Origin of the sequence: Ornithinibacillus salinisoli (assembly GCF_042684965.1) — a bacterium.
GTDB lineage: Bacteria > Bacillota > Bacilli > Bacillales > Amphibacillaceae > Ornithinibacillus > Ornithinibacillus salinisoli.
The window spans coordinates 78,997-100,428 of sequence record NZ_JBHUMI010000020.1 but is presented as its reverse complement, the minus strand read 5'-3'; the positions used below and the strand labels follow the sequence as shown (position 1 = coordinate 100,428).

The window sequence follows — 21,432 nt, the reverse complement described above, 5'->3', positions numbered from 1 at the left end:
TCCTATTTTTGTAAGCTATCCAGTTGAAAAACGCATTACTTAGAAATTGCTTTAATGATTAAAAATTGGGGGTTTTTTAAAAGGTGTTCATATTTTTCGGGTGCTCGTTCCTTAAAATTCAAGGTTGGTTGAGGTTCTATGACTTTTTCGATCGAAAAATACTTCAGAGTTGTATTTAATATAGTGTGAAGTGGTCTTCGGTAAAAGGGAACCTCATATGTTTTCCCATCTTTTTTCCATACATCAGTAATTAGTTCGGTTGAAAAATAACTTGCATTTTGAAGTAATCTAAGATCTGTAAAGGGATGATGAACAGAAAACAATAACATTCCATTTGGTTTTAATATTCTTTTAAATTCATTAAAGGTTACCTCCCAATCCTTAACATAGTGAAGGGTAAGAGAACTTATTATAATATCAAACGAATTTTCTTCAAATGCCATTTCTCCTTCTAAATCCATGCATATAACCTTAGCTTTATCCCCAACACGTCTTTGAGTAGTACGAATCATCTCTGGACTAACGTCAGTTGCAATGACCTTTGCTCCTCTATTGACTAATTGATGGGTATACCACCCTGCGGCACATCCGGCGTCAAGAACATCTTTATGCAACAAATCTTTAGGTAATTGTTCTAACATAGTAGGTCTTTCATATTCACTGTTATATAAACCTTCCGTATCTATCGATTTTTCATACACGATAGCAAGCTGATTAAAGGTATCTATCACTTTTTCTTTCATAGCTAACCTCTTTTCCATTAATCATAAAATTAGGTTACAGGATCTACCTTCATACGTTCGCACCTATGAACCTATTCCCGGATAGGCTTTCCACATCTTACTAATACGTGCCACAACAATTTCAATTCCTGAAGCACCACCTCATAGCTTCTTCGATCGCTCCAAGAATCAGGATTTTGCTTTAAATCCATAACAGCCGATCCAATTAAACTAGCATTGATATGATTATTAGAAGCATATAACTAAACAGTCACACGAACTAAATAATGCAAAAATGTTAACGGTAACCCTTGCTTGGTAGCATTTCGTTCAAAAATCCTAGATATATCTACTAAATTTTGCTCTTTCAAGAAGTCATATATTTGTGGAGGCTGACCAAAACAACGTAACTTTAATACATCCAAAGGAGACTGGAGGTATTCTGTACTGTTTACAGATTCGATATCTATACTTTTAAATCTACTTAAATCGAGTTTGCGTCTAACCGCATCTAGGATAGGACTGCCATTCGAATCCTCGAAGAGATTTGGAAATAAAATAGGTAATTCTTTCCCTAAATCATCACCAGGATGTAGACCAAGAATATTGCCACCCTTTTTTACTACTTGTTCAAGAAGTGGGTAGGAAGATGTCGGACCTTTACGAATATACGCGCAGTCAAATTCATCTTTTTCAAAAGGGAACCCATATTTGGTACTTCCTTTAACAAAAGTAACATTTGGCTGATTATTTTTTTCTGCCATTATTATGAAATCATCTGTCACATCAAAACCAACTATTTCTTCCGCTAACAAGCTACATTGAATGGTATATTCTCCATGTCCACAACCAACATCTAACACTTTTTTATTTACTATCATTCTAGCAACTTCTTTATCAAATATAGATTCTCCATTGGGGTCTACATAACTAGTGTTCCACGTATATGCGTATTTACCTTGTAACTTACTAAGTTGCTCATACCATTCAATGGAGTGTGGTCTAAGCCATCCTGAAAGCGTCGAAGGGTTTATTAATCCCATGTCTCACCTCTACTCATAAGAACTACAAACCTAAAATTCGATCTATTACCACTTGACTTTCATGACCATCTTCAATAGTCGGTAAGTTCGGATCTTGTTTATGATGAGCAATATAATCATAAACTTTTGATAAATATGGATAAAATGCATGATAATAAGATTGTGCCCTCGATGAAAGTGTTGATGGGCCAGTCTCTTTTTCTGGAACAGTTACTTCTCCTAATTGTTCTGTTGCTTTCCCAAGACTCAATTCTTTATCATTCATTAATGTTATCGTTCCTTCACTACCATAAACCTTCAAACTAGAGCCCGAACCATGATTTACACCAGATAAAAATTGTAGGGAAAAAGTAGAATTTTTCTTAAACACACCATGAATAAAGAATGCATCATCTGCATCTCTTACTTCTCCTCCACCTTCTGGAACATGAGTATGTAATAATCCATTCACGGTCTCTATATCGTCTGTAACAATCCATCTCATATAGTCAATCATATGCGATCCTAATGCGCCTAACATACCTCCATGTTTTTCTTTTTCACCCAACCAACCACGTTTAGTGGACTTTAATCTTTGGTATTGTGGGTTTGACACATGATACTCAAAATGTAAAATATCACCGATTTCATTTTTATCAATTATTTCTTTCACTTTTTGACGACCAGGAACATATCGCCATTCAAAATCTAGTATAACTTTAGCATCGTACTGTTTAGACAGCTTTAATAGTTGTTCCGATTCCACTTGATTACGAGTAAAAGGTTTCTCGCAAACTATATTTTTGATTCCATGTTCCAATGCATACTTAACCATTTCATAATGATAAATTGGCATGGAACTAACAAATAAAAGATCGATTTCTTCATTATTTATCATTTCTGTCCAATTCTTATAATGAACTGGAAGTGTATCCCAACTTGATACTTCCTCTGGTAATCGATGACGTTTCATCGTACTAACTGCCGTAACTGTCATATTAGGGTGTGAATTTATAATAGGTGCTTGTACATTCAATCCAAATCCTCCACCGATTATTCCTACTTTCATCATATATTTCCTCCTCCAAAACTGTTATTAATATATTCTAACATTTTTAACTACTTGAATGACACTTACCTTGCTTTTCTCCCTCTCTTAAACAAAATAATAATTAATCCAATTACTAATACGGCTAATACCGCATATACCACTCGAGAGTAGACTCTTAAGTTATCTACAATCACTTCCCAGGAAGCACCAATTGATGCACCTAAGTAAACTAGAACAACGTTCCATATCAATGTTCCAATAGTAGTGAAAAAAAGAAATAATCCAACATTCATATGGGACATACCAGCGGGAATAGAAATTAAACTACGTATTAGTGGTACGAAACGACAAAAGAATACTGTCCATGGACCATATTTATCAAACCACGCATCTGCTTTATGTATATCCTGTTTTTTCATACGAAGAATGTGACCCCATCTATGAACAATTTTTTCTAACCTCTCAACATCTAATTGTAAGCCAATTATATAGAGAACAATTGCGCCAACTACAGATCCTGCTGTGGAAGATAGCACAACACCAATAATCGTTAAGTTTGAAGTGGTTGTCATATATCCACCAAAAGTTAATATCACTTCCGACGGCACAGGAGGAAAGATATTTTCAATCGCAATAAGTGCCATGATGCCCATATACCCATATTCATTCATAATTTCTATCAACCAATTTTCCATCTTTCACCTCCAAAATAGTCGGACCAATAATTAAAACAGATGCTATTCTCATGTATGAATAGCACCCGTAAGAAATAAATTTAGTTTATACTTTTTCGTTATCTGTTCCCTCATCTTCTGTAACCTCTGGTTGCTCGTTTTCTTCCTTGGTAACGGCAACTTCATACTCTGGTTCTCTTACATTTTTATTCCTTCCACGTGATACATAAGTTTCTAGCATCTCTTTCATATCAATCCCCGTTGCTTCCTTTAATGATTCTTGAATTCCTAGCATCGTAGACGTCACACTATTTGCTATTTTGGCAGAACCTCCCTGTGAATTAGAGCCACCCATATCAATAACCTTCATATCTTTAATTTGTGATAAAGGAGCAGATACTTTTTCAGCGTATTCTGGTAAAACATTGATAAGCATTTCCATAATAGCTGCTTCACCATATTTTTCCATCGCTTGTGCCATACGCTCTTTTGAATCGGCTTCCGCAATACCACGCTGACGAATAACTTCTGCTTCTGACTCCCCTTTGATGCGCTCTTTTTCCGCTTCTGCTTCTGCTTCCTTCGTCGTTTTATATGCTTCCGTATCGGCAATAGAACGGCGACGCTTGTTTTCTTCTTCTTCAAGCTCCACTGCACGACGTTTTTCAATAAATTTAACTTTCAACTCTTCTTCTTTTACTTGCTGAGCTAATTTCTGCCGTTCTAGCTCACCAGCTTGTTCTGCTTGTGCCCTAGCTTTATTCGCTTCTCTTTCAAACTCAGCCTGTTTGATATCTTTTTCATTCTTAGATTCAGCAATCTCAATATGACGAAGGTTTTCTTCCTCTTTCGCTTCCTGTTCATTCTTGGCACGGTAAATCCGCGTTTCTTTTTCTGCATCGGATTCAGCTTTATTTGCTTTTTTCTGAACTTCTGCAATGTGAGGACGACCTAATGCATCGATATAACCATTTTCTTGATCAACATCCTCCACATCGTTCAGTGCAAAGGAAGTTATTTCAAAACCCATTCCTTTTAAATCAGATTCTGCAATCTTTTTCACCTGTGTATTAACTTCTTTAAAATCATTATAAATCTTTTCAATAGGTAGGGAAGCAATAATGGAACGAAGATGTCCGTTAAGTACATCTTTTAATTCATCTTCCCTTTCCTTTTGCTTTTTCCCTAAGAATTTTTCGGCGAAATTTGCCATAATTTCTAACTCACTTCCGATACTTATAACGGCTGTACTCTTAACTCGTACCGGAATACCTTCTTTTGTATATGCTTTGTCCGAGTTTACTTGTAGCTGAAAGGAAGTTAAGTCAATCGGTGTGGACGTTTGGAACATACGAAGGCGATACCCGCCACCACGAATAATTTTAACCGAACGACCGTTTTCATCCTGGAATACATTTCTCTCTTTTTCTGGATCCCCTAGATTAGGTCCAGTAACAATAAGTGCTTCATTAGAACTAGCAGTCTTATAACGGAATCTAAAAATAATTAACGTAATTAAACCTCCAATAAGTACGATTGCACCTACAACAATCAGTATCACTAAGAATAAAGCATCCTGTAACACGTATTAATCCACTCCTCTTTAAAAAATTGACCCCAATTGGTTGGTCTCATTATTACATAACGATTTACACCTGCGAAAAGTTTCATTATTATGAAATTTGTTAATATAGACTTTTAATAAGAAGTTAGTACTAGTTTTAGAAATCGCTAAAAGTAGTAGAAATGTCAGGAGAAATTTATACGATTAATCATTCCTGGAGCGTTATATTTTCCTAAACCAGTCCAAAACATTTTATACTACAACATTAATCCTTATTGTCATTTTTCTCCCCACGTTTCCCCTCCTTTTTGTAAAAATTGACGATATGGATTGTCAATGAAAGTTCCACATTAATCATGTTAACATATTTTACTAGACAATAAATTAAATTTTTCGAATTATATTATTGTACGACATCTCTTTATGTACAATACGGAGATACTCTTTATATTGAAATTATCGCTACTCTATATGGAGGAAAAACAAACATCCATATTTTTTACGAATTATATTTCAATTTCCTTCATAACTTTTGCTGGGTTTCCTCCTACGACTACATTATCAGGTACATCTTTTGTTACTATGGCACCAGAAGCAATAACTACATTGTTTCCAATAGTAATTCCCGGATTTATAACTGCACTTCCACCTATCCAAACATTATTACCAATTGAAACAGGCTTTGTGAATTCAATTCCAGATATACGCTCCTTTGGGTTTAAAGGATGTGTAGCTGTATAAATATGTACACCCGGAGCAAGCATACAATTATCCCCTATTCTTACTTCACAAGCATCCAAAATGACACAATTAAAATGGGCATAAAAGTTATCTCCAACATGGATATTATACCCATAGTCACAACGGAAATCTGGCTCCACGAACAAATTGCTACCAGTAGATCCAAAGAGGTCTTTTAATAATTGTGCACGTCTATCTTCCTCCGTTTCTAACGATTGATTAAACAATCGATTTAACCGTCGTGCTTCTTCACGATCCTTTATTAATTCAGGGTCTGCAGGATAATACAGATCCCCATCTAACATTTTTTCTTTTGCAGTTTTCATCATTAACAACTCCTATTCTGCAACTGTGTTTATCTTCTAAATGACTAAATTGAGGATTTAATATCTGTAGCTTAGTAGGTCATAATGGTATAGCTCCTTAATACCCTTAACACTATTATTCATATCCTCCTTGAGCTTTTGGCAAGTTTTTATATTCTTCTTTACTTCTAACTACCCGATGTATATAGTTCCGTAGCTTATAAAATTCCTTCGCATCATTGGTTGTTTTACAATAACTTCCTGAAATATAATGGTTTATCGTTTCATGATTAATCCTAATTTCCCATTCATCTTCTTCATGAGGTTGTTGCATACAATTTGTATCTGGAATAAGTTCTTTCGATCCAGTGATGTTTATTTCTTTCATTTTAGTATAAATATCCTTCATCTCTTCTGTTGTTAATGACAGTTTAATAGTAGTAGTTCCATCTTCTATTAAATCCTTTGTTACCGTCCCTTCAAACGTATTAATCTCATTTCTTTTATAGAAACCAAACTGAAGTGAAAAATTGAAATCCTTCGGCATTTCATTCGGCATCACTTGTATGTCATCATCCTCAATTGTTATTGTTTCCGATTTACAGCCTGTTACGGATATTACCATAGCCATCATTAAAAATAATGCTTTTATCATCAGCTTCCTCCTTAAGAAAGAGCTTTTTAAAGTAAGAAAAAAGATAAATTTAAAGTGTTCCAATATTTATAGACTGTAATAACTATTTTTTATTTTTAGTATCCGTCATATACTTGGCAAACAGCATTCCTATAACTATAAAAATACTAACAATGATTAAAGTAAACCAAAGTGGATGATCTGTTGCTCTTACCCATAATGGTGTTGTTAATATACCATTTGTCCAACCATTTTCTCCACTATAAGCAAATCCTTCTGTTCGATATAGAATAGCCTAACTTTGATAGACTTTAACCACGATGATTCCAATCACAAAACCGCCTAATCCACCCCAAAGCATATCATTTTCTCTTTTCATGCAATCCTCCTTAAGACTATTTTTGCCTGCCTTTTAATCAAGAAAATAAGGATAAATATTACTGAATAGGCAGTACCTATTTTATAAGAACTAAATATCCAGCAACACACATCGTTTCTCCTCCCATATTGCGAAAGCTTCATCATGCCATCGAATGATATATCTCACCAATAATGCCCTTCAGTTGATGTACACCTAAATCTGTATTTGTCATAATGACCATTCCACTACCTTTAAAGGGATACGCTACCATCAGGCATTGAAAGCCTACACCCCATCCTAGAGAAGAGATTTCAAGTTCTTGTTTCGAACGTTCCAGAAACAAACCAAGTCCAGTCCATACCATACTACCTTGTGATGTAATAATTTCCCTTGCACTTTCAGGAGAGAGTCCAAGTCTACCCTTGCCATTTAGTGCATCCATTAACTCAATTACTAAGCAGGCGATATCTGTAGGTGTGCTCCACAACCCAGAAGCAGCTGGATACGGGTAGATCGGATATTTTCCTTTTACAACTAATCCTTGTTTATTGTGACCACAGGCAAGATTTCCCTTCTCTCTGCCTAACTCCTCCTGTCCAAATATACTATTCTTTATGTCTAAAGGCGTAAATACTCTCTCGTTCATGACATCTGTAAATGATCGTCCCATAACATCTTCAATTAATTGTTGAATCACACAAAAACCCGCGTCTGAATATTGAAAGTCACTTTCCGGTTCATAGGTAACTTTAATAGATTCAGTACAATACGGTGTTTTACCTTCTAGTAAGTCAGTTATAGTTGGAATCCCATGAATGGAAGTCAGTTCCGTAAAACTATTGTTAGGATCAGTAATGCCAGATTGATGGCTTAAAAGTGTCCGTAATGTCACTTTACTTTTGGTCATAAATGGATAATCAGGCACTTTCCAAGATATTAATCTATTATTTACATCTTGATCTAAATCAAGGACGCCTTGTTCCGTTAATGACATGACTAAAATTGCCGTTACAAACTTACTTATCGAACAAGCATTAAATATCGAATTCCTATTTACTATATTATTTAATCCTAATTCAAGTACACCATATTCTCCCGTCGTACTAATTTGACCATCATCAATCCTAGCCATGCTTAAGCCAGCTACATTATAATGCTCCATCCGTTTACTGATGTTCATGTTATCTAGGTTCATAATTACCTCCAAGCTATTCCCTTAAATAATCATACTAAAGTCATTTTTGTAGTCACTGTTTTATAGCTCTTATGTCGTCCCAACCATATACAAGTTCATGTAGTCTCTTCTCATAGATTTTTATCTCTTCTATTCCTATTACTCTTGCTCCTAACGACTCATAAAATAACCTCGATCTATTTTCTTCTAATACTAATACCACCATGGTAAAGATACCCTGTTTTATAAGTTCGTCAATGATAGGCTTTAACAACAGTTTTCCTAGCCCTTTTCTTTGGTATTTAGCTAATATGTATATAGCAAATAACTCCCCTTTATAAGATGGATATTTGCCAGATCTTTCTATTCCACCATTTGAAAATCCAACGACTTCACCCTCATCACTTTCTGCCAAAAAAACAGATTGTTTGGAAATAATATTTGCCCATTTTTGTTCTCTACTTTTATAGGTCATTTGATTTAGATACTCGTCTGGAATGATATTCCGATATGTAGTCTTCCAACTATCAACCTGAACCTTAGCAATGGCATTGGCATCTGTTGACGTTGCTTTCCTTATCTTCATAGTTCACCTCTTATATAGATTTTTACACAATTATTGAACTGCAGCTTATAAGAATATTTTACCATAATACAACAGATTTGAATCGATGATTTATAATTTTCAAAAAAGTATAACAAAACTTCATTCTGTGGGGATTTTCTTCATCTTCCATTGATAACACTGCGAAAATATCTTCAGCGGAGCAAGTAATCACAACCCCAGGACATCGCGTCTTTGTTGCCCTTGTCGTTACATGTGGGATAAATGTTGCATATCATTTTGGAACTTTTATACGATTACATGCGTAATACTAATATCAATACTTTACAGATTTTAGTAAAGCGAGGGTATTCTTATGACAGAGATTTTGTTTATAATCACTGCTTTAGGTGGATTATTTATTCTATTTAGGCTTTTCTTTACCCGTGGAAGTATTTTATTGGAATTGGAAAAACGGTACACCGATCTGAGGGAATATGTAGTTGCCGTAGAAAAAGAGTTAAAGACACAAGGTCGGAAAGTTTCGTACAAAGGAAACCGAGAATTTATTATTGACGGAGAGCTATATTATATACAGGATTGGAATATGCCGGCTAGCGGTTTTCCTGTGCAACGTACCGTTCTTAGAAAAGTTAAGTAGATGAAGAAAAATGAAAACACATAGCCCCATTATCCAAAGGAAGCTATGTGTTTTCATTTAAAACAAGGTTATCAAAATGACTGTTCTTCTTTTGTTGGTCCCAACACTCCTGGGACTGGTAATCCAGCTTGACGAAGTAGAACTGTCATCTGGCCACGATGGTGTGTTTGATGATCGATCAGCAGCCGTAGCAGTGCACCACGTGGAATTTGTTTCCCAAAGCTATCTACAGACTCTACCATTTGTTCATCAGTTAATGATTGTTCGACCTCATGTTTAACATTTTCAAAAATATTTCTATAGGCTGTCACGATTTCGCTTGCTTGAGCAGGGATATCGTCTGCTCCACCTGATGGAGTAACGTTTAACCCAACCTGTCCGGCGAAGAATGCTGGACTTGTTGCTAAATGCCATCCTAGCCACCCCAGTGTGCTATGACCTTCCACGATTGCTTGATCTAACTTATCATCTGTGAGTGATTCAAGGACACGAATCGTCCCTTCTGCTGCAACCATCCAATCTGCTAAAAAATCCTGTTTTGTACGATACATTTAATCTACCTCTTTTCCTTAATACCTTTGCTATTATTCATTGTAATCATTTATGTTTAGGGCAACAAGTAAAACAACACGCAGAAAAAGTGTACCGTTGTTCCAGCTATCACAAATAAATGCCAAACCATATGATGATACTTGAATCCTCGCCAAACATAAAAAACAGCTCCTATTGTATAACAAAGACCACCGATCACGAGAAGAACGATACCATTAAAATTTAGGTTATCGGTAATTTGTCGCCATCCCATTACGACCATCCACCCCATTACGATGTACAAGAATGTGGAAGTAAACAAATACTTTTTGACGAAAAACGATTTAAAAATAGTTCCCGCAATCGCTAACCCCCACACGATACCAAACATTGTCCAGCCTAATGCTCCTTGGATCACAATAAACGTAAATGGCGTATATGTTCCAGCAATGAATAAGTAAATGGAAGAATGATCAAATATCTCAAAAAGATCTTTCGCTTTACCTGGTGGCATTGCATGGACCAATGTGGATGACATATACAAAATAAACATAGTTGATCCAAATATCGTAAAACTTACTACATGCCAAGCAGTGCCATGGATGGATGAAAAAACAATTAAAATAACCAATCCAGCCAAACTTAATACAGCCCCAATTCCATGAGTAATTGCATTAGCAATTTCCTCACCTTTCGAAAAAACATGCGTATCCGCCAAACCAATCATCCTTACTTAGTATAGTACGTGCCTGTAGTAGGTGCCTGTCACCTGTCGAATCTTGTCGGTGACAGGCACCTGTTACATTTTTTCCAAATATTCATCTAGACGGTTGTATTGGGAAGCGGTACCTTCAACTACTCCCATATCAACAATCTTTTGAGCTTCTTCAGGAGATGGGAATTCACTATGAGTAATCAGTTTCGTTTTTCCATCTTCTTCAACAAAATTTAATGTTATCAGTGTTTCAGGCATTCCTTCAACCGCATTTCCATTTTCATCTGCGAAAACATCCGTAAAAACGATTTTTTCTGGTACAACAATTTCATGATACACACCTTTTCCCCAAGATTCTTGACCATAAAATTCTCCCTGATTCTTATCTACACAACGCATACAATAATGCCACACGCCATTAGGCTTAAACTCAAACTCATAATTCTCTGTTTGCCAGCCAGCTGGTCCCCACCAGTTTGCTAAGTGTTCTGCCTCAGAAAATGTTTTAAATACGAGTTCTCTTGGAGCATTGAAGATCCTTTCCAATATAAGAACTTTACCCTCTACTTTAGATTGTACACCAAAAGCGGTTTTGAATTCTGACATGATAATTCCTCCTTATTTTATAATAAAAATAATAATAAAATAAAACGAATAGTCCTCCTTCCTGAAAAAATTACTTACTAATCATCTGTTTTCCTGTTGATATTCACCTGTTGTTTCTCCTCTCCTTGTAGTTCTCGTAGATAATCATCCAAACGATCCAATCTTCCATCCCAGAGTTGGCGAAAAGAATCCAGCCAATTATCTAGTTCTTTAAATGGTTCAGACCTAAGTTTATATATTCTTCGATTGGCGACCGCTTGCACTTCAACAAGACCTACACCATGAAGGACTCGGAGATGTTTGGAAACTTGAGGCTGACGAAATTGTAGTTGCTCGGCGATTTCACCTACTGTCATTGGTCCATCGCGCAGTAATTCGATAATCTGTTTGCGATTCGGTTCAGCAATAGCACTCAATATATTTTCCATAATACGAATATACCATATAAGGAATATTCCTGTAAAGGTATATTTAGAATAAATTTAAAACGCGGTAAAAAGTGGTGCCTGTCACTTGTGAAAATTTTACAAGTGACAGGCACCAACATTTTCTATACAATAAATTAGAATTATTCTGTTTTTTAGAGGAGGATTTTAGTGGGGATACGTAATTTATAATTTGGTACCTTACGAAGGAACATAGAAAAAAATCGTAAGGAGGATTTCCAAATGGAATGGGTTGAAGATTTTTATAGCAAGCAATATTCATGGTCTAAAACACATACAAATTATGATATGGAAGAATTACGTGATGATTTAGTAGGTAAACTGGAACGACTCGCGGATCCTAAACCGAAGAAAATTCTTGAACTAGGTGGTGGAAATGGTCAATTCGCAGTTGCAGCAGCTCGACAAGGCTATGAAGTGACCGTAATAGAAATAGTTCCTGCGTGTATAACACATACAATTAAACTCGCCAAAAAACATCACGTAGAAAAGAACATAACTGTGATTCAAGGAGATTTCCATCATGTTAAATTAAATGAACAATTCGATTTAATCTGCTATTGGGATGGATTCGGTGTTGGTACCGATTCAGATCAACAATTACTAGTAAATCGAATAGATAATTGGCTAGCACCGATGGGAACTGTACTTGTAGATATCTACACACCGTGGTACTGGGCGAATACTGCAGGTCAAGAAATGAATATTGATGGTATTTCAAGAAGATATGATTTTGATGCACATGAATGTAGAATGCTAGATACATGGTGGCAGAATCAAGAACCTGATCATAAAATAACTCAATCTTTACGCTGTTATTCTCCTGCAGATCTACGAGTACTGCTTAAGAATACAGAATTAGAATTGGTAGATCTAGAGCCAGGCGGCGCTATGGATTATAAAAATTGGCAATACAAAAATGATGTACCATTGGTTCAAGCCATGGGATATACGGCGAAATTTAAAAAAATGGACTAATAAACGTAAGATGCACCGTTTCGAGATGGTGCATCTTTTCTTAGAAGCTATGTATTTTTTCGAAACTCTATTATATTTCCGATAACTCCTATAAATCCTCCCCCAGCATATAGAACATAAACAAATCTAGGTCCTTGGTCTACGAGGAAGTACAATCCTAACAAAAATAAAGCAATACAACTTATCAAACCTATAATATTCCTAGTGTTTGCCATTATTCTTCAACATTCCTTTGAAAATTTTAATTCCATTCACAAAACATAGTTACCCCGACAACAAAATCCAAATCCGTCCCTCCTATGTCTAACATCCAATTTACTTCTTCTTACGATCCTTTTGTAACAAAGCCCCTGCAATCGATGCAAATACATCTCCGATCAATGATAAAATCATAACTAAAAAATCCCCCTTAGTAAAAATTACCCATTAAAGATTTCCCAGGAAATATGGAACTTTGTTTTACTACCTTGTAATACGTATATTATCAATTATTGGTTTCATATTTAGGGAATCAATGCCAAAATATGTTGTTAAAGGTACTTTTCTTCCTTCTTTATCCCAGTTGTGATACTGTTCAAATATTTTCATAATATTGTTAGAGGCAACCTCCTCGACTAAGAATTTTACTGTAAGAAAGCTACGCCAATAATCAAACATAATTCGAGATAAACATCCTTGATAAGAACCAATACCAAACTCATCTAACGTTCGATCACCGTATTTATCTTGAAATGCTTCCACTAGCTCTGACTCTATTAATGCTATTTCTAGGAATTCAGATTTGTTAAGACAAGTTTTTCTAGCTAAATAATCACACATTCCTTCTTCAAACCAAATACTATCCTCCCGTTCATCAGCAAATTCATCTAAAAATAAATCGGAATGATGTGTTAACTCATGGGCCAAAATAGTAAACAACATATTTTCCGAATAGTTCTCAAAAAAATGTTGAACTTGTGGGATGTCCAATCCATCAAGTTGTTCCATGAATAACTTTCTCCAAGCATCCAAATCGGGAGTTATGTAAATAATATCTTTACTGGTATAAGCAGGAATCGCTACTGTAGAAAACACCGATGTTGCAAGTTCTTCTGTTGTCCAAACAATCGCTTTTGGCATACTGGTTAATGAATAATTTCTCTCTAAAACCTTCTGGTATTCTGTTAATCTTTCCATAAGATCTGCAGCAATATGTTTATATTTTTCATATTCTAAATTATTCTCGAAAGCGTAAATGTGTTTCAAGATTATACCCCTCCCATAAATGTTGGTGCCTGTCACTTGTCGAATTTTGTCGGTGACAGGCACCTTAAAAAATCTTTCTTCTCAATTACGTTTAATACACAGGGGGATTGTACTTCTTCTTCTAGTTTTCTATGTTCTTCTGGAAATTGCATTTCCACATCAATTCGAACATAGGGGAGCTTTTCTTGTGACTTTTGGGAACGGATATTTTCTGTTTTTGCACCTGCAAATACACGCTCTAATCCTAGTTCAGTGAAAGCTGTATATAATATGTTTTCTTTCGCTAACACATTATAACCTTTTCCCCAGTACGGATAACCGATCCATGTACCTATATGACAAGTATTGGTACGTCTATCAATATTTTTTAAAGTAATAACTCCAATAAGATCTTCTGTTTCATTTAGAATAACACGGGAAAATTGTCTCCCTAGCTTTTCCTCTTCCAAAATGAATTCGATAAAACCTCGCGTTCCCTCTATAGATGTTTGTTCATCAGTTAATCCTAATGCAGCTTTAATATAAGGATCTGATGATAAAGAAGACATTCGCTCCGCATGTTTTAGGTTGTGTGAAACTAAGGACACTTTCTTCACGATAATGATCTCCTTTCAATTTTCTTGTTCACCATCAAGTCCGATTCTTATTCATCCACTCAACTGCATAGTCTACCATTTTTCTCATTGGTATTAAGTATGTTTTTGCCTCTCCAACTTTCCCCTCTCTAACTTCCCTTATATTTTCCTACAAAGATACACCATTTGATCACTACTTTTTGTCAGAGGATTTGCCTCCCAATCGCTATAAATATTCACAATCTCTAGTCCATAGGGTGATAATAAACGTTCCATTTCTTTCGGAAAAACATATCTCAGCCTTATACTTGTTGTTTTTTCATTTATAATTTCCTTGTGTTTATCTAGTAATCTTCTTATTGTAGTGTAATGCTGAATTTGGCTCAGTGCATCATACTCACTCTTTGTATAAACATCAACCTGCTGTGATGTTGCTCGGTCTATGTAACTTCTCCAAAACTCCTCCCCACTTGGTTGTAGCAATTCCTCTTCTTTTGGAAATCTAGTGTCAAAAATAAATAACCCACCTACTTCTAAATGTCGACTTACAGATCTTATTAATCCATCTTGTGCCTCATTTGTAAGAAAATGCTGAAAGGAATTTCCAACCGAGAATATAAAACTGCTTTTTACATTCAGATTGAGAGCAGTACAATCTTGCAAAACAAAATCAATTGGCAATGTAAGATTAGTAGATTTTCTCCTTGCTTCTTCTAACATTCCTTTATGTACATCTACTCCAATCATTTGATGCCCATTACGTGCCAAAGGAATTGTTGCTCTACCTGTACCACAAGCTAAATCAATAATTTTTCCTCTTGTTCGCTTAGCCCATTTTTTCAAAAAAACAATGTCATCGATAATACTATCGTTTTCTCGATCGTATAAAACTGGGTCATCATATTCCTCAAAATTATACATACTGTACGCCCTTTCTAAATTCATTAATCACCTTCTGATCTGGAGGACTTATATTCGGTGGAAGCCTTTCCATTTCAAAAAAGCGTAAATCCTTTACTTCGTTAGGATCTCTCACAAGGTCACCCTCATATTCCTTACAAATATAAGCAGTAATTACGTTATACACTTCATCCCCATGGGGATATTTATAGTAGAAGTCTGCTCCAGAGAAAACCTTAAAAAAATCTAGATTTGTGGCCTGCAAACCCGTTTCTTCAACTAATTCTCGTCTTGCAACTTCTTCAATTGTCTCTCCTGGCTCTAATGAACCTCCAGCAAGCCCCCAGCAGTTATTATCTTTGCGTAATTGAAGTAATAACCGATTATCTTTATCCAGTAAAAGGACACTAGCACCAGTAATAACTAGTGGACGAGCTCCAACTATTTTTCTTAAATCCATAACATACCCCATTCATATACTCCTCCTTTTTTTCCATACTACTAATGACTTAGTCACTTTCTACAGCTGGAGCAACAATGACTTCTACTCCCTGACCTTCTAATTCATCAATCATTTTCTCCGAAGCCTTTTCATCCGTAATAACTAGATCAACTTCCTTTAATGATACTGCCCTTGCAAACATATCAATCGATAGTTTTTCATGAGGAGCTAAGCATATTTTTTTTCGTGAAACATCACTTACTGCACGTGTAAATCTAGCTCCTTCTGTTGTGGCAGTACTAATTCCCTTCGTTGAGATACCCCCACCAGTAAGAAAACCTGTGTCTAATGAGAACTGACTAATAAGGTCGACAGCAACTGTATCAATAATGTTTCCGGAAGATGGAAGTGGACGAAGTTTTCCACCTATTATATAAACAGTCAGGTTATCCCTTTGTCTAATGGTCTCTGCTACCTTCATCGAATTGGTTACAACAGTGAATGAAATATCACTCGGTAGATACTTAATCATTCCATAATGAATTCCTGCTCCCCCAATAAACACCGTTTCATTTTCTTGAATGTAGGAAATAGCTAATTTAGATATTCCATTATGATGTACTGTTCCCTCTCCATACCGTATCTTTTCTGGAAGTGGCAACTTCCTAACCTCCGGTGCAATAATCGCACCTCCATAAGCCTTTTTCAACATTCCTTGATCTTCTAATATGGACAGATCTCTTCTAATCGAATCAATCGAAATATGAAACAAGTCTGCAAGATCCTTGGCAATTACTTTTCTTTCTTTTTTTAATATCTCTACTATCTTACTTCTACGTTCTTCTGCTAGCATAAAAAATCTCCTCTTCTAATGCTACTTATTCCATTATTATACCTCATTTTTTCATTATTGTTCATTATTTTTCATGTTTATACCAGTTAATGTTGCCTCCTTCTTCATATAACTGTATAATATCATGTAACAAATCGAAATAACATCAATGAAAATAGATAAAAACGAATAACAAAACCGCAAAGGGTGAGCAAAAGTGAAATGGCTAGAAGTGAATAAATCTGGACCGTTAAATGGATCCGTATCAATTACCGGATCTAAAAATAGTGCATTAGCACTCTTATCAGCAACACTACTTTCCGATGAAGTTGTAACGCTTAATCAAATACCCAATATTGAAGATATGCGCGTTATATGTGAGATTTTTAATGAATTGGGAGCAACAAGCAGTTGGGAAGATGACAAATTAGTGATCGATCCTACAAATATCTACACCGGTGTCATTGATCCTATGAAAAGTTCTTCATATCGAGCTTCGTACTACTTAGTAGGTGCCTTATTGCAAAAAATGAAAAAGATACGGATAGGTTACCCAGGTGGAGATAATTTTTTGTCTCGACCAATAGATCAGCATATTAAAGGATGGCAAGCACTTGGTGCGAAGGTAACACTTTTAGAAAATGAATATATCGTTGAGGCTGATAGATTAGTAGGTGCTGATATATATTTTGACACCATTACGTCAGGTGCGACGATGAATATGATGATGACAGCAGTATTGGCAGATGGCAAAACAACGCTTAAAAATACTGCAAAAGATCCAGAAGTAGTTGATTTAGCAAATTTATTAAATACAATGGGAGCAAACGTAATAGGAGCAGGAACTAGCCAAATTATTATTCATGGCGTAAAGGAACTAAGTGGTTGCACCTATCGAGTAATACCCGATAGGTTAGTTGCTGGCTCTTTTCTTATGTCGGTCGGACTAAATGGTGGAACAATCACAGTTAACAATGTCATTCCTGAACACCTTCGCTCTTGTATAGCGAAACTTACTGAAACTGGGATTGAAATCTATGAAGAAGGCTCAAGTATTACTGCAATAGGCGGAGAAAATTTAAAAGCGATTCGAATACGAACTGGAATGTATCCACAGTTTCCAACCGACTTGCAGCAACCTTTTACAAGTTTGTTATTGAATGCAAATGGAAGAAGTATAATTACTGAAAAAGTATACCCACATCGCTACAGTCATATTCAACAGTTATTGCAAATGGGTGCTAATATAAAAACACGTCAAGGAACTGCTTTCATACAAGGTAAAAGTAAGCTTTCCGGAAGTTTAGTAAAAGCAACCGATGTAAGAGCTGGAATTTGTCTTATTATGGCAGGGATGATAGCAGAAGGAACGACCATTATTACTGGATTAAACCATATAGAAAGAGGTTATGAAAACATTGTTTCACTTTATCAATCGTTAGGTGCTAACATTGAGTTCTATGAGGGCAAATACCTTTTTGATAAAAGACTGGAACAATTAAGTGATCTCGGACAGTAATATTAATTATCGAAAGAGGGCCAACAACTTTAACGGGTTCCATTCTGGGGATGCAATATGTTAAATCGTAATAGATAAAATGAAGCATTTTACAAAAAAACTATATTATAATCACCAAAAGAGAATAGAGCTTGGAAATCCAAGCTCTTTTTAAGGTTCGTAATATTTTTCTTCTTTCACTAAAGCACCCTGATCTTACTAATCACTTATGGTTATCCATTGAAGTTTGCACTGTATAAATACCCCAAGAACATAAATATAAAGAAACTGAGAGTCATAATTACATTAGAAATAATACCAAACTTACTTTTCCCAAATACTCCAAATACGATGCCAATGGGGTTAATAATAAATGTCAGCATCCAATAACCATATCCGTAATCCAATATAAAGTTAGGCAACCATACGATTATACCTAAAAGAAAACAAATAATGGACAACATAACCCATCGCTTATGTATTTTCACATTATACCCCCATCTTAACTTTAAATAATATTGTGCCATTGTTTTAGGATCAATATTTCACAAGTATCCGCCTTTATTCCAACATTAGTGAATTGGAGTATGAATTATAGTGGATGCACTTCCATTAAACGGAAGCCTTATAAAAACATATCCCTTCCTTCATTTATTAGTTATCCACCTTTATGAACTCATCTTTCAAGACACCCATTAAGATAGAGTCGTGGTATTGTCCGTTATAAAAGAGTTCATCCCTGATGATTCCTTCTTGTTTGAAGCCTAATTTTTCATAAGCTTTGATTCCTCGTTTATTAAAAGAAAATACATCCAGACCGATTCGGTGTAAGTTATAGATTTCAAATCCAAATTCGATAAGCAAGGACAGTGCTTCAGTACCGTAACCGTTCCCCCAATAATCCTTTTCAAAAATGGATATTCGAACGATCGCATTACGGTTAATATGATTAATATCTAGCATTGCCATCTCACCAATTGGTTGATCGTTTTTCTGCAGGCAAATAATAAGATCTATCCTACCGCTATCTTCTACTGCATTTTCGAACCAGTTTTGTAGCCCTGAACGGCTAAAAACTGCTTGTGTACCTGTTAATCTTCTTCCTTCATTTTCCCAAAGTGCCTTGTGGTAAAACCAATCTAAATCTTCCTTTTCAATAGGTCTTACATAAACTCTTTTTCCTTCTAAAAACTTTATTGGGTCATGTGTATTATTCATATTTAAATCTCCTAACTTAAACGTGATACGATTGATGGTCCGATAATCGGTTGATATGTAACTGCTCTACTTCTGGAATAAGATCTAAATCTTCCATATTCACCCCTTACTTCCAAACCTCATCTAGCTTATCTGCATAAAAGTCGATTGCCTTTTTATAATTCAAAATATCTTCGTTAGATGTTGTTTCGATCAAGCATTTTAACAATAATTCCATCGATTCATTATGGTTCTTTAGATTGTATAATGTCATAGCAAAAAACACTTGGATTGCACGGTTATTCGGGAATAAATCCATGCCCTTTTGAAAGGTATGTTTAGATTTCTCATATTCACCCAAGGTTCTATAAGTACTTCCTAATCCTATTAATGCTCCTTCTAAATCACGGTTATCTAACCCTAAACGAATAGCTTTTTCATAGAAAGGAACCGCTTTTAATTCTTCTCCCAATATATCAAAGCTCCAGGCACATTGATAATTTAAGTGGGCATCATTTTGAAACTCAGCTACTAATTGCAAAAGTAACTCATTGGATTTTTTATAATTACCCTCTTTCCGTAATGATATTGCTTCTTCGAGATTCATTATTTTCCCCTCCCTATTAATTATGAATCAAAACTCCGTAGCCTCGGGACTTAAATTCCTTACTTTTTCCAGATACTCTCTCATTTTCATTTCATATTCCAGTGGATAGTCAAAATCTAGATCATCAGCTACCATTTGACTTAATCTACGAAATAATGTACACGTCTTAAATAATGCGTCCCAATTCTCTTCTAAGTCCGATCCTACATAAGTGGATACTAGCTCCTGCCACGTTTCCTTGTCCAAGTATCGCTTAAACCATCTGCCACATTTATTCGGATTAATTTTCCAATCGTATTGTACCCCCAAATACCACTCAATCACTTTTTGCAAATAGTTAAATCGGATTATATTATCTAGCATAAATTTAACGAAATACAATTCCTCACGCCACAAGCTATTTGCTACATATGCCGTATCCCCCCAAAAGCTATTCATAATCTCTGCAAATTCTTCTTCTGTTGGTTTTTGCGTTACATACGCCTCATAGGAAGGTTGCTTGATATCTTTTGTAATACTATCCCTTATCCAGTAGGACTTTATAACCGTTATCATACTCCGGCGGTAATTCGCTAGTATTTGTTATTTTTTTAAAAGAAGCAATCGTTGAAATCTGGAAATCAATTTTTGTCCCATCTTCGTAAAGAACTAGTCGAGTTATCCAGTTGTTATTTTTAGTAGTCTTCAGTGGCACTCGCTTGATAACTATACCGAATTGATCTAACCAGCTATCACTTGCTAAAAAAGGAAGCAAATCCGTTACGAAAAGTTCAAAATCATAATCTGTAAATAGGTCTGTAAAAGCATGCGGGTTAGCACGTGAACTAGTTAGAAGAATACTTCGGATATTTTCATTGTTACGAGCCCAACTAAGTAACTCTTCAAACATTTTATTTTCTTTCTTCATCTTATCACCTCAAAGATTTTGCTAATTCATCCAATTTGTTAACGGTTCTCCAATTACGTATCGTAGCTTGTACATGTAACTTCTTAAGCTGGATGGTGAGTTTTGAATTTCTATGTTTATATATTTTTTAAAGCAAATGTCAACTTAATTATTGCTCATTCAATTTATTTTCTATTTTCAAATAAATAGAAATGATGTATTCATTTTAGCATATATACCCCGTAATCAGTCATCCTATATAAAGTTTTTCTCCACTCTAGAACATTGCGATATTTACGTGTATTGACTTTTCCGTATTATCCAATCATAAGGCAAGGAGGTGATGTAATGACTAACGATCGAGACTATGGAGAGCAGGACCCACATTTTGACGGAGTCCGAGAAGGAATTATTGCAGATTCACAAGGCAAAACAATCGGAGTACGAGCCGACACCAAAAAAAACCCAAAAAATCCATACAACATAACCCTTAAAAATGACAAAAAATAACAGGTGCCTGT

The 21,432-nt window shown here is 35.5% G+C and carries 28 protein-coding genes and 2 pseudogenes; 4 read left to right on the top strand and 26 right to left on the bottom strand.

Going from position 1 to position 21,432, the window contains the following annotated elements; genetic code table 11:
* Positions 1 to 35: 35 nt before the first annotated feature.
* From ACFSTA_RS17350 to ACFSTA_RS17305, 10 genes and pseudogenes are all read right to left on the bottom strand, one after another.
* Positions 36 to 743 (bottom strand): class I SAM-dependent methyltransferase, encoded by a 708-nt coding sequence (locus ACFSTA_RS17350; RefSeq protein ID WP_377558092.1) that lies wholly within the window; start codon positions 741 to 743, stop codon positions 36 to 38.
* 71 nt (positions 744 to 814) lie between these two features.
* Positions 815 to 973, bottom strand: a pseudogene (locus ACFSTA_RS17345) (DUF3626 domain-containing protein); the annotation flags it as partial.
* 12 nt (positions 974 to 985) lie between these two features.
* The gene (locus tag ACFSTA_RS17340) at positions 986 to 1,765 is read right to left on the bottom strand and encodes a class I SAM-dependent methyltransferase (protein WP_377558090.1); all 780 of its coding nucleotides are present in this window, start codon (positions 1,763 to 1,765) and stop codon (positions 986 to 988) included.
* 22 nt (positions 1,766 to 1,787) lie between these two features.
* Positions 1,788 to 2,816 carry a Gfo/Idh/MocA family protein gene (locus ACFSTA_RS17335; protein ID WP_377558089.1) on the bottom strand — a complete coding sequence of 343 codons (1,029 nt, stop codon included), beginning with the start codon at positions 2,814 to 2,816 and terminating at the stop codon, positions 1,788 to 1,790.
* Between the two features lie 62 nt (positions 2,817 to 2,878).
* Positions 2,879 to 3,490: a DedA family protein gene (locus tag ACFSTA_RS17330; protein ID WP_377558088.1), complete on the bottom strand. Its 612-nt coding sequence runs from the start codon at positions 3,488 to 3,490 to the stop codon at positions 2,879 to 2,881.
* A gap of 85 nt (positions 3,491 to 3,575) precedes the next feature.
* Positions 3,576 to 5,054, bottom strand: coding sequence for a flotillin family protein (locus tag ACFSTA_RS17325; protein WP_377558087.1), 1,479 nt, complete (start codon positions 5,052 to 5,054; stop codon positions 3,576 to 3,578).
* Positions 5,055 to 5,539: 485 nt separating this feature from the next.
* Positions 5,540 to 6,100, bottom strand: coding sequence for a sugar O-acetyltransferase (locus ACFSTA_RS17320; protein ID WP_377558086.1), 561 nt, complete (start codon positions 6,098 to 6,100; stop codon positions 5,540 to 5,542).
* A 115-nt stretch (positions 6,101 to 6,215) separates the two neighbouring features.
* Positions 6,216 to 6,734: a hypothetical protein gene (locus tag ACFSTA_RS17315; protein WP_377558085.1), complete on the bottom strand. Its 519-nt coding sequence runs from the start codon at positions 6,732 to 6,734 to the stop codon at positions 6,216 to 6,218.
* A 500-nt stretch (positions 6,735 to 7,234) separates the two neighbouring features.
* Positions 7,235 to 8,269 (bottom strand): serine hydrolase domain-containing protein, encoded by a 1,035-nt coding sequence (locus tag ACFSTA_RS17310; RefSeq protein WP_377558084.1) that lies wholly within the window; start codon positions 8,267 to 8,269, stop codon positions 7,235 to 7,237.
* Positions 8,270 to 8,321: 52 nt separating this feature from the next.
* A complete protein-coding gene (locus tag ACFSTA_RS17305) occupies positions 8,322 to 8,834 on the bottom strand; it encodes a GNAT family N-acetyltransferase (protein WP_377558083.1) in 513 nt (170 codons plus the stop codon).
* Positions 8,835 to 9,168: 334 nt separating this feature from the next.
* On the opposite strand from ACFSTA_RS17305, the gene ACFSTA_RS17300 reads away from it, so the two are divergent.
* Positions 9,169 to 9,453: a hypothetical protein gene (locus ACFSTA_RS17300; RefSeq protein ID WP_377558082.1), complete on the top strand. Its 285-nt coding sequence runs from the start codon at positions 9,169 to 9,171 to the stop codon at positions 9,451 to 9,453.
* A gap of 71 nt (positions 9,454 to 9,524) precedes the next feature.
* Here the strand turns inward: ACFSTA_RS17300 and ACFSTA_RS17295 are convergent, their stop codons facing one another.
* From ACFSTA_RS17295 to ACFSTA_RS17280, 4 genes are all read right to left on the bottom strand, one after another.
* Entirely contained in the window at positions 9,525 to 10,004 is a 480-nt protein-coding gene (locus ACFSTA_RS17295; protein ID WP_377558081.1) for a DinB family protein, read from the bottom strand.
* Between the two features lie 56 nt (positions 10,005 to 10,060).
* Positions 10,061 to 10,702 carry a PAQR family membrane homeostasis protein TrhA gene (gene trhA, locus ACFSTA_RS17290; RefSeq protein WP_377558080.1) on the bottom strand — a complete coding sequence of 214 codons (642 nt, stop codon included), beginning with the start codon at positions 10,700 to 10,702 and terminating at the stop codon, positions 10,061 to 10,063.
* Between the two features lie 81 nt (positions 10,703 to 10,783).
* Positions 10,784 to 11,305: an SRPBCC domain-containing protein gene (locus tag ACFSTA_RS17285; protein ID WP_377558079.1), complete on the bottom strand. Its 522-nt coding sequence runs from the start codon at positions 11,303 to 11,305 to the stop codon at positions 10,784 to 10,786.
* Between the two features lie 77 nt (positions 11,306 to 11,382).
* Positions 11,383 to 11,733 (bottom strand): ArsR/SmtB family transcription factor, encoded by a 351-nt coding sequence (locus ACFSTA_RS17280; protein ID WP_377558078.1) that lies wholly within the window; start codon positions 11,731 to 11,733, stop codon positions 11,383 to 11,385.
* Positions 11,734 to 11,973: 240 nt separating this feature from the next.
* On the opposite strand from ACFSTA_RS17280, the gene ACFSTA_RS17275 reads away from it, so the two are divergent.
* Positions 11,974 to 12,729 (top strand): class I SAM-dependent methyltransferase, encoded by a 756-nt coding sequence (locus ACFSTA_RS17275; RefSeq protein WP_377558077.1) that lies wholly within the window; start codon positions 11,974 to 11,976, stop codon positions 12,727 to 12,729.
* A 462-nt stretch (positions 12,730 to 13,191) separates the two neighbouring features.
* Here the strand turns inward: ACFSTA_RS17275 and ACFSTA_RS17270 are convergent, their stop codons facing one another.
* The 6 genes from ACFSTA_RS17270 to ACFSTA_RS17245 are packed head-to-tail and all read right to left on the bottom strand — an operon-like array spanning position 13,192 to position 16,744.
* Positions 13,192 to 13,974, bottom strand: coding sequence for a hypothetical protein (locus ACFSTA_RS17270; protein WP_377558076.1), 783 nt, complete (start codon positions 13,972 to 13,974; stop codon positions 13,192 to 13,194).
* A gap of 32 nt (positions 13,975 to 14,006) precedes the next feature.
* Entirely contained in the window at positions 14,007 to 14,573 is a 567-nt protein-coding gene (locus ACFSTA_RS17265; protein ID WP_377558186.1) for a GNAT family N-acetyltransferase, read from the bottom strand.
* A gap of 31 nt (positions 14,574 to 14,604) precedes the next feature.
* Positions 14,605 to 14,712: a hypothetical protein gene (locus ACFSTA_RS17260; protein ID WP_377558185.1), complete on the bottom strand. Its 108-nt coding sequence runs from the start codon at positions 14,710 to 14,712 to the stop codon at positions 14,605 to 14,607.
* The gene (locus tag ACFSTA_RS17255; RefSeq protein WP_377558075.1) at positions 14,709 to 15,494 is read right to left on the bottom strand and encodes a class I SAM-dependent methyltransferase; all 786 of its coding nucleotides are present in this window, start codon (positions 15,492 to 15,494) and stop codon (positions 14,709 to 14,711) included. Before ACFSTA_RS17255 ends, ACFSTA_RS17260 begins: the two co-directional genes overlap by 4 nt.
* Complete coding sequence (locus ACFSTA_RS17250) at positions 15,463 to 15,921, bottom strand: NUDIX hydrolase (RefSeq protein WP_377558074.1); 459 nt, start codon at positions 15,919 to 15,921, stop codon at positions 15,463 to 15,465. Before ACFSTA_RS17250 ends, ACFSTA_RS17255 begins: the two co-directional genes overlap by 32 nt.
* Before the next feature lie 37 nt (positions 15,922 to 15,958).
* Entirely contained in the window at positions 15,959 to 16,744 is a 786-nt protein-coding gene (locus tag ACFSTA_RS17245) for a DeoR/GlpR family DNA-binding transcription regulator (RefSeq protein ID WP_377558073.1), read from the bottom strand.
* Positions 16,745 to 16,940: 196 nt separating this feature from the next.
* Between ACFSTA_RS17245 and murA the strand changes: the two genes are divergently transcribed.
* Complete coding sequence (murA, locus tag ACFSTA_RS17240; RefSeq protein WP_377558072.1) at positions 16,941 to 18,242, top strand: UDP-N-acetylglucosamine 1-carboxyvinyltransferase; 1,302 nt, start codon at positions 16,941 to 16,943, stop codon at positions 18,240 to 18,242.
* A gap of 212 nt (positions 18,243 to 18,454) precedes the next feature.
* Here murA and ACFSTA_RS17235 read toward each other — a convergent pair whose 3' ends face one another.
* The 6 genes and pseudogenes from ACFSTA_RS17235 to ACFSTA_RS17210 form a co-directional block, all read right to left on the bottom strand.
* Positions 18,455 to 18,709, bottom strand: coding sequence for a hypothetical protein (locus ACFSTA_RS17235; RefSeq protein ID WP_377558071.1), 255 nt, complete (start codon positions 18,707 to 18,709; stop codon positions 18,455 to 18,457).
* Between the two features lie 166 nt (positions 18,710 to 18,875).
* The gene (locus tag ACFSTA_RS17230; RefSeq protein WP_377558070.1) at positions 18,876 to 19,439 is read right to left on the bottom strand and encodes a GNAT family N-acetyltransferase; all 564 of its coding nucleotides are present in this window, start codon (positions 19,437 to 19,439) and stop codon (positions 18,876 to 18,878) included.
* Between the two features lie 106 nt (positions 19,440 to 19,545).
* On the bottom strand, positions 19,546 to 20,025 hold the full coding sequence (locus ACFSTA_RS17225) for a tetratricopeptide repeat protein (RefSeq protein WP_377558069.1): 480 nt from the start codon (positions 20,023 to 20,025) through the stop codon (positions 19,546 to 19,548).
* Between the two features lie 27 nt (positions 20,026 to 20,052).
* Positions 20,053 to 20,580, bottom strand: a complete 528-nt coding sequence (locus ACFSTA_RS17220) for an aminoglycoside 6-adenylyltransferase (RefSeq protein WP_377558068.1) — start codon at positions 20,578 to 20,580, stop codon at positions 20,053 to 20,055.
* Entirely contained in the window at positions 20,543 to 20,932 is a 390-nt protein-coding gene (locus ACFSTA_RS17215; protein ID WP_377558067.1) for an aminoglycoside 6-adenylyltransferase, read from the bottom strand. Before ACFSTA_RS17215 ends, ACFSTA_RS17220 begins: the two co-directional genes overlap by 38 nt.
* 4 nt (positions 20,933 to 20,936) lie before the next feature.
* Positions 20,937 to 21,044, bottom strand: a pseudogene (locus ACFSTA_RS17210) (DUF1697 domain-containing protein); the annotation flags it as partial.
* A 215-nt stretch (positions 21,045 to 21,259) separates the two neighbouring features.
* On the opposite strand from ACFSTA_RS17210, the gene ACFSTA_RS17205 reads away from it, so the two are divergent.
* Positions 21,260 to 21,421, top strand: a complete 162-nt coding sequence (locus ACFSTA_RS17205) for a hypothetical protein (protein ID WP_377558066.1) — start codon at positions 21,260 to 21,262, stop codon at positions 21,419 to 21,421.
* The last annotated feature ends 11 nt before the right edge of the window (positions 21,422 to 21,432 follow it).

Excerpts from the sequence above, each read along its gene's own strand:
- ACFSTA_RS17255 (WP_377558075.1), bottom strand. The coding sequence starts at position 15,494 with ATGAATTTAGAAAGGGCGTACAGTATGTATAATTTTGAGGAATATGAT.
- ACFSTA_RS17225 (WP_377558069.1), bottom strand. The coding sequence starts at position 20,025 with ATGAATCTCGAAGAAGCAATATCATTACGGAAAGAGGGTAATTATAAA.
- ACFSTA_RS17245 (WP_377558073.1), bottom strand. The coding sequence starts at position 16,744 with ATGCTAGCAGAAGAACGTAGAAGTAAGATAGTAGAGATATTAAAAAAA.
- ACFSTA_RS17215 (WP_377558067.1), bottom strand. The coding sequence starts at position 20,932 with ATGAAGAAAGAAAATAAAATGTTTGAAGAGTTACTTAGTTGGGCTCGT.
- ACFSTA_RS17335 (WP_377558089.1), bottom strand. The coding sequence starts at position 2,816 with ATGATGAAAGTAGGAATAATCGGTGGAGGATTTGGATTGAATGTACAA.
- ACFSTA_RS17285 (WP_377558079.1), bottom strand. The coding sequence starts at position 11,305 with ATGTCAGAATTCAAAACCGCTTTTGGTGTACAATCTAAAGTAGAGGGT.
- ACFSTA_RS17280 (WP_377558078.1), bottom strand. The coding sequence starts at position 11,733 with ATGGAAAATATATTGAGTGCTATTGCTGAACCGAATCGCAAACAGATT.
- ACFSTA_RS17300 (WP_377558082.1), top strand. The coding sequence starts at position 9,169 with ATGACAGAGATTTTGTTTATAATCACTGCTTTAGGTGGATTATTTATT.
- ACFSTA_RS17305 (WP_377558083.1), bottom strand. The coding sequence starts at position 8,834 with ATGAAGATAAGGAAAGCAACGTCAACAGATGCCAATGCCATTGCTAAG.
- ACFSTA_RS17330 (WP_377558088.1), bottom strand. The coding sequence starts at position 3,490 with ATGGAAAATTGGTTGATAGAAATTATGAATGAATATGGGTATATGGGC.
- ACFSTA_RS17295 (WP_377558081.1), bottom strand. The coding sequence starts at position 10,004 with ATGTATCGTACAAAACAGGATTTTTTAGCAGATTGGATGGTTGCAGCA.
- ACFSTA_RS17315 (WP_377558085.1), bottom strand. The coding sequence starts at position 6,734 with ATGATAAAAGCATTATTTTTAATGATGGCTATGGTAATATCCGTAACA.
- ACFSTA_RS17320 (WP_377558086.1), bottom strand. The coding sequence starts at position 6,100 with ATGAAAACTGCAAAAGAAAAAATGTTAGATGGGGATCTGTATTATCCT.
- ACFSTA_RS17220 (WP_377558068.1), bottom strand. The coding sequence starts at position 20,580 with ATGATAACGGTTATAAAGTCCTACTGGATAAGGGATAGTATTACAAAA.
- ACFSTA_RS17275 (WP_377558077.1), top strand. The coding sequence starts at position 11,974 with ATGGAATGGGTTGAAGATTTTTATAGCAAGCAATATTCATGGTCTAAA.
- ACFSTA_RS17350 (WP_377558092.1), bottom strand. The coding sequence starts at position 743 with ATGAAAGAAAAAGTGATAGATACCTTTAATCAGCTTGCTATCGTGTAT.
- ACFSTA_RS17230 (WP_377558070.1), bottom strand. The coding sequence starts at position 19,439 with ATGAATAATACACATGACCCAATAAAGTTTTTAGAAGGAAAAAGAGTT.
- ACFSTA_RS17340 (WP_377558090.1), bottom strand. The coding sequence starts at position 1,765 with ATGGGATTAATAAACCCTTCGACGCTTTCAGGATGGCTTAGACCACAC.
- ACFSTA_RS17205 (WP_377558066.1), top strand. The coding sequence starts at position 21,260 with ATGACTAACGATCGAGACTATGGAGAGCAGGACCCACATTTTGACGGA.
- ACFSTA_RS17310 (WP_377558084.1), bottom strand. The coding sequence starts at position 8,269 with ATGAACCTAGATAACATGAACATCAGTAAACGGATGGAGCATTATAAT.
- ACFSTA_RS17250 (WP_377558074.1), bottom strand. The coding sequence starts at position 15,921 with ATGGGGTATGTTATGGATTTAAGAAAAATAGTTGGAGCTCGTCCACTA.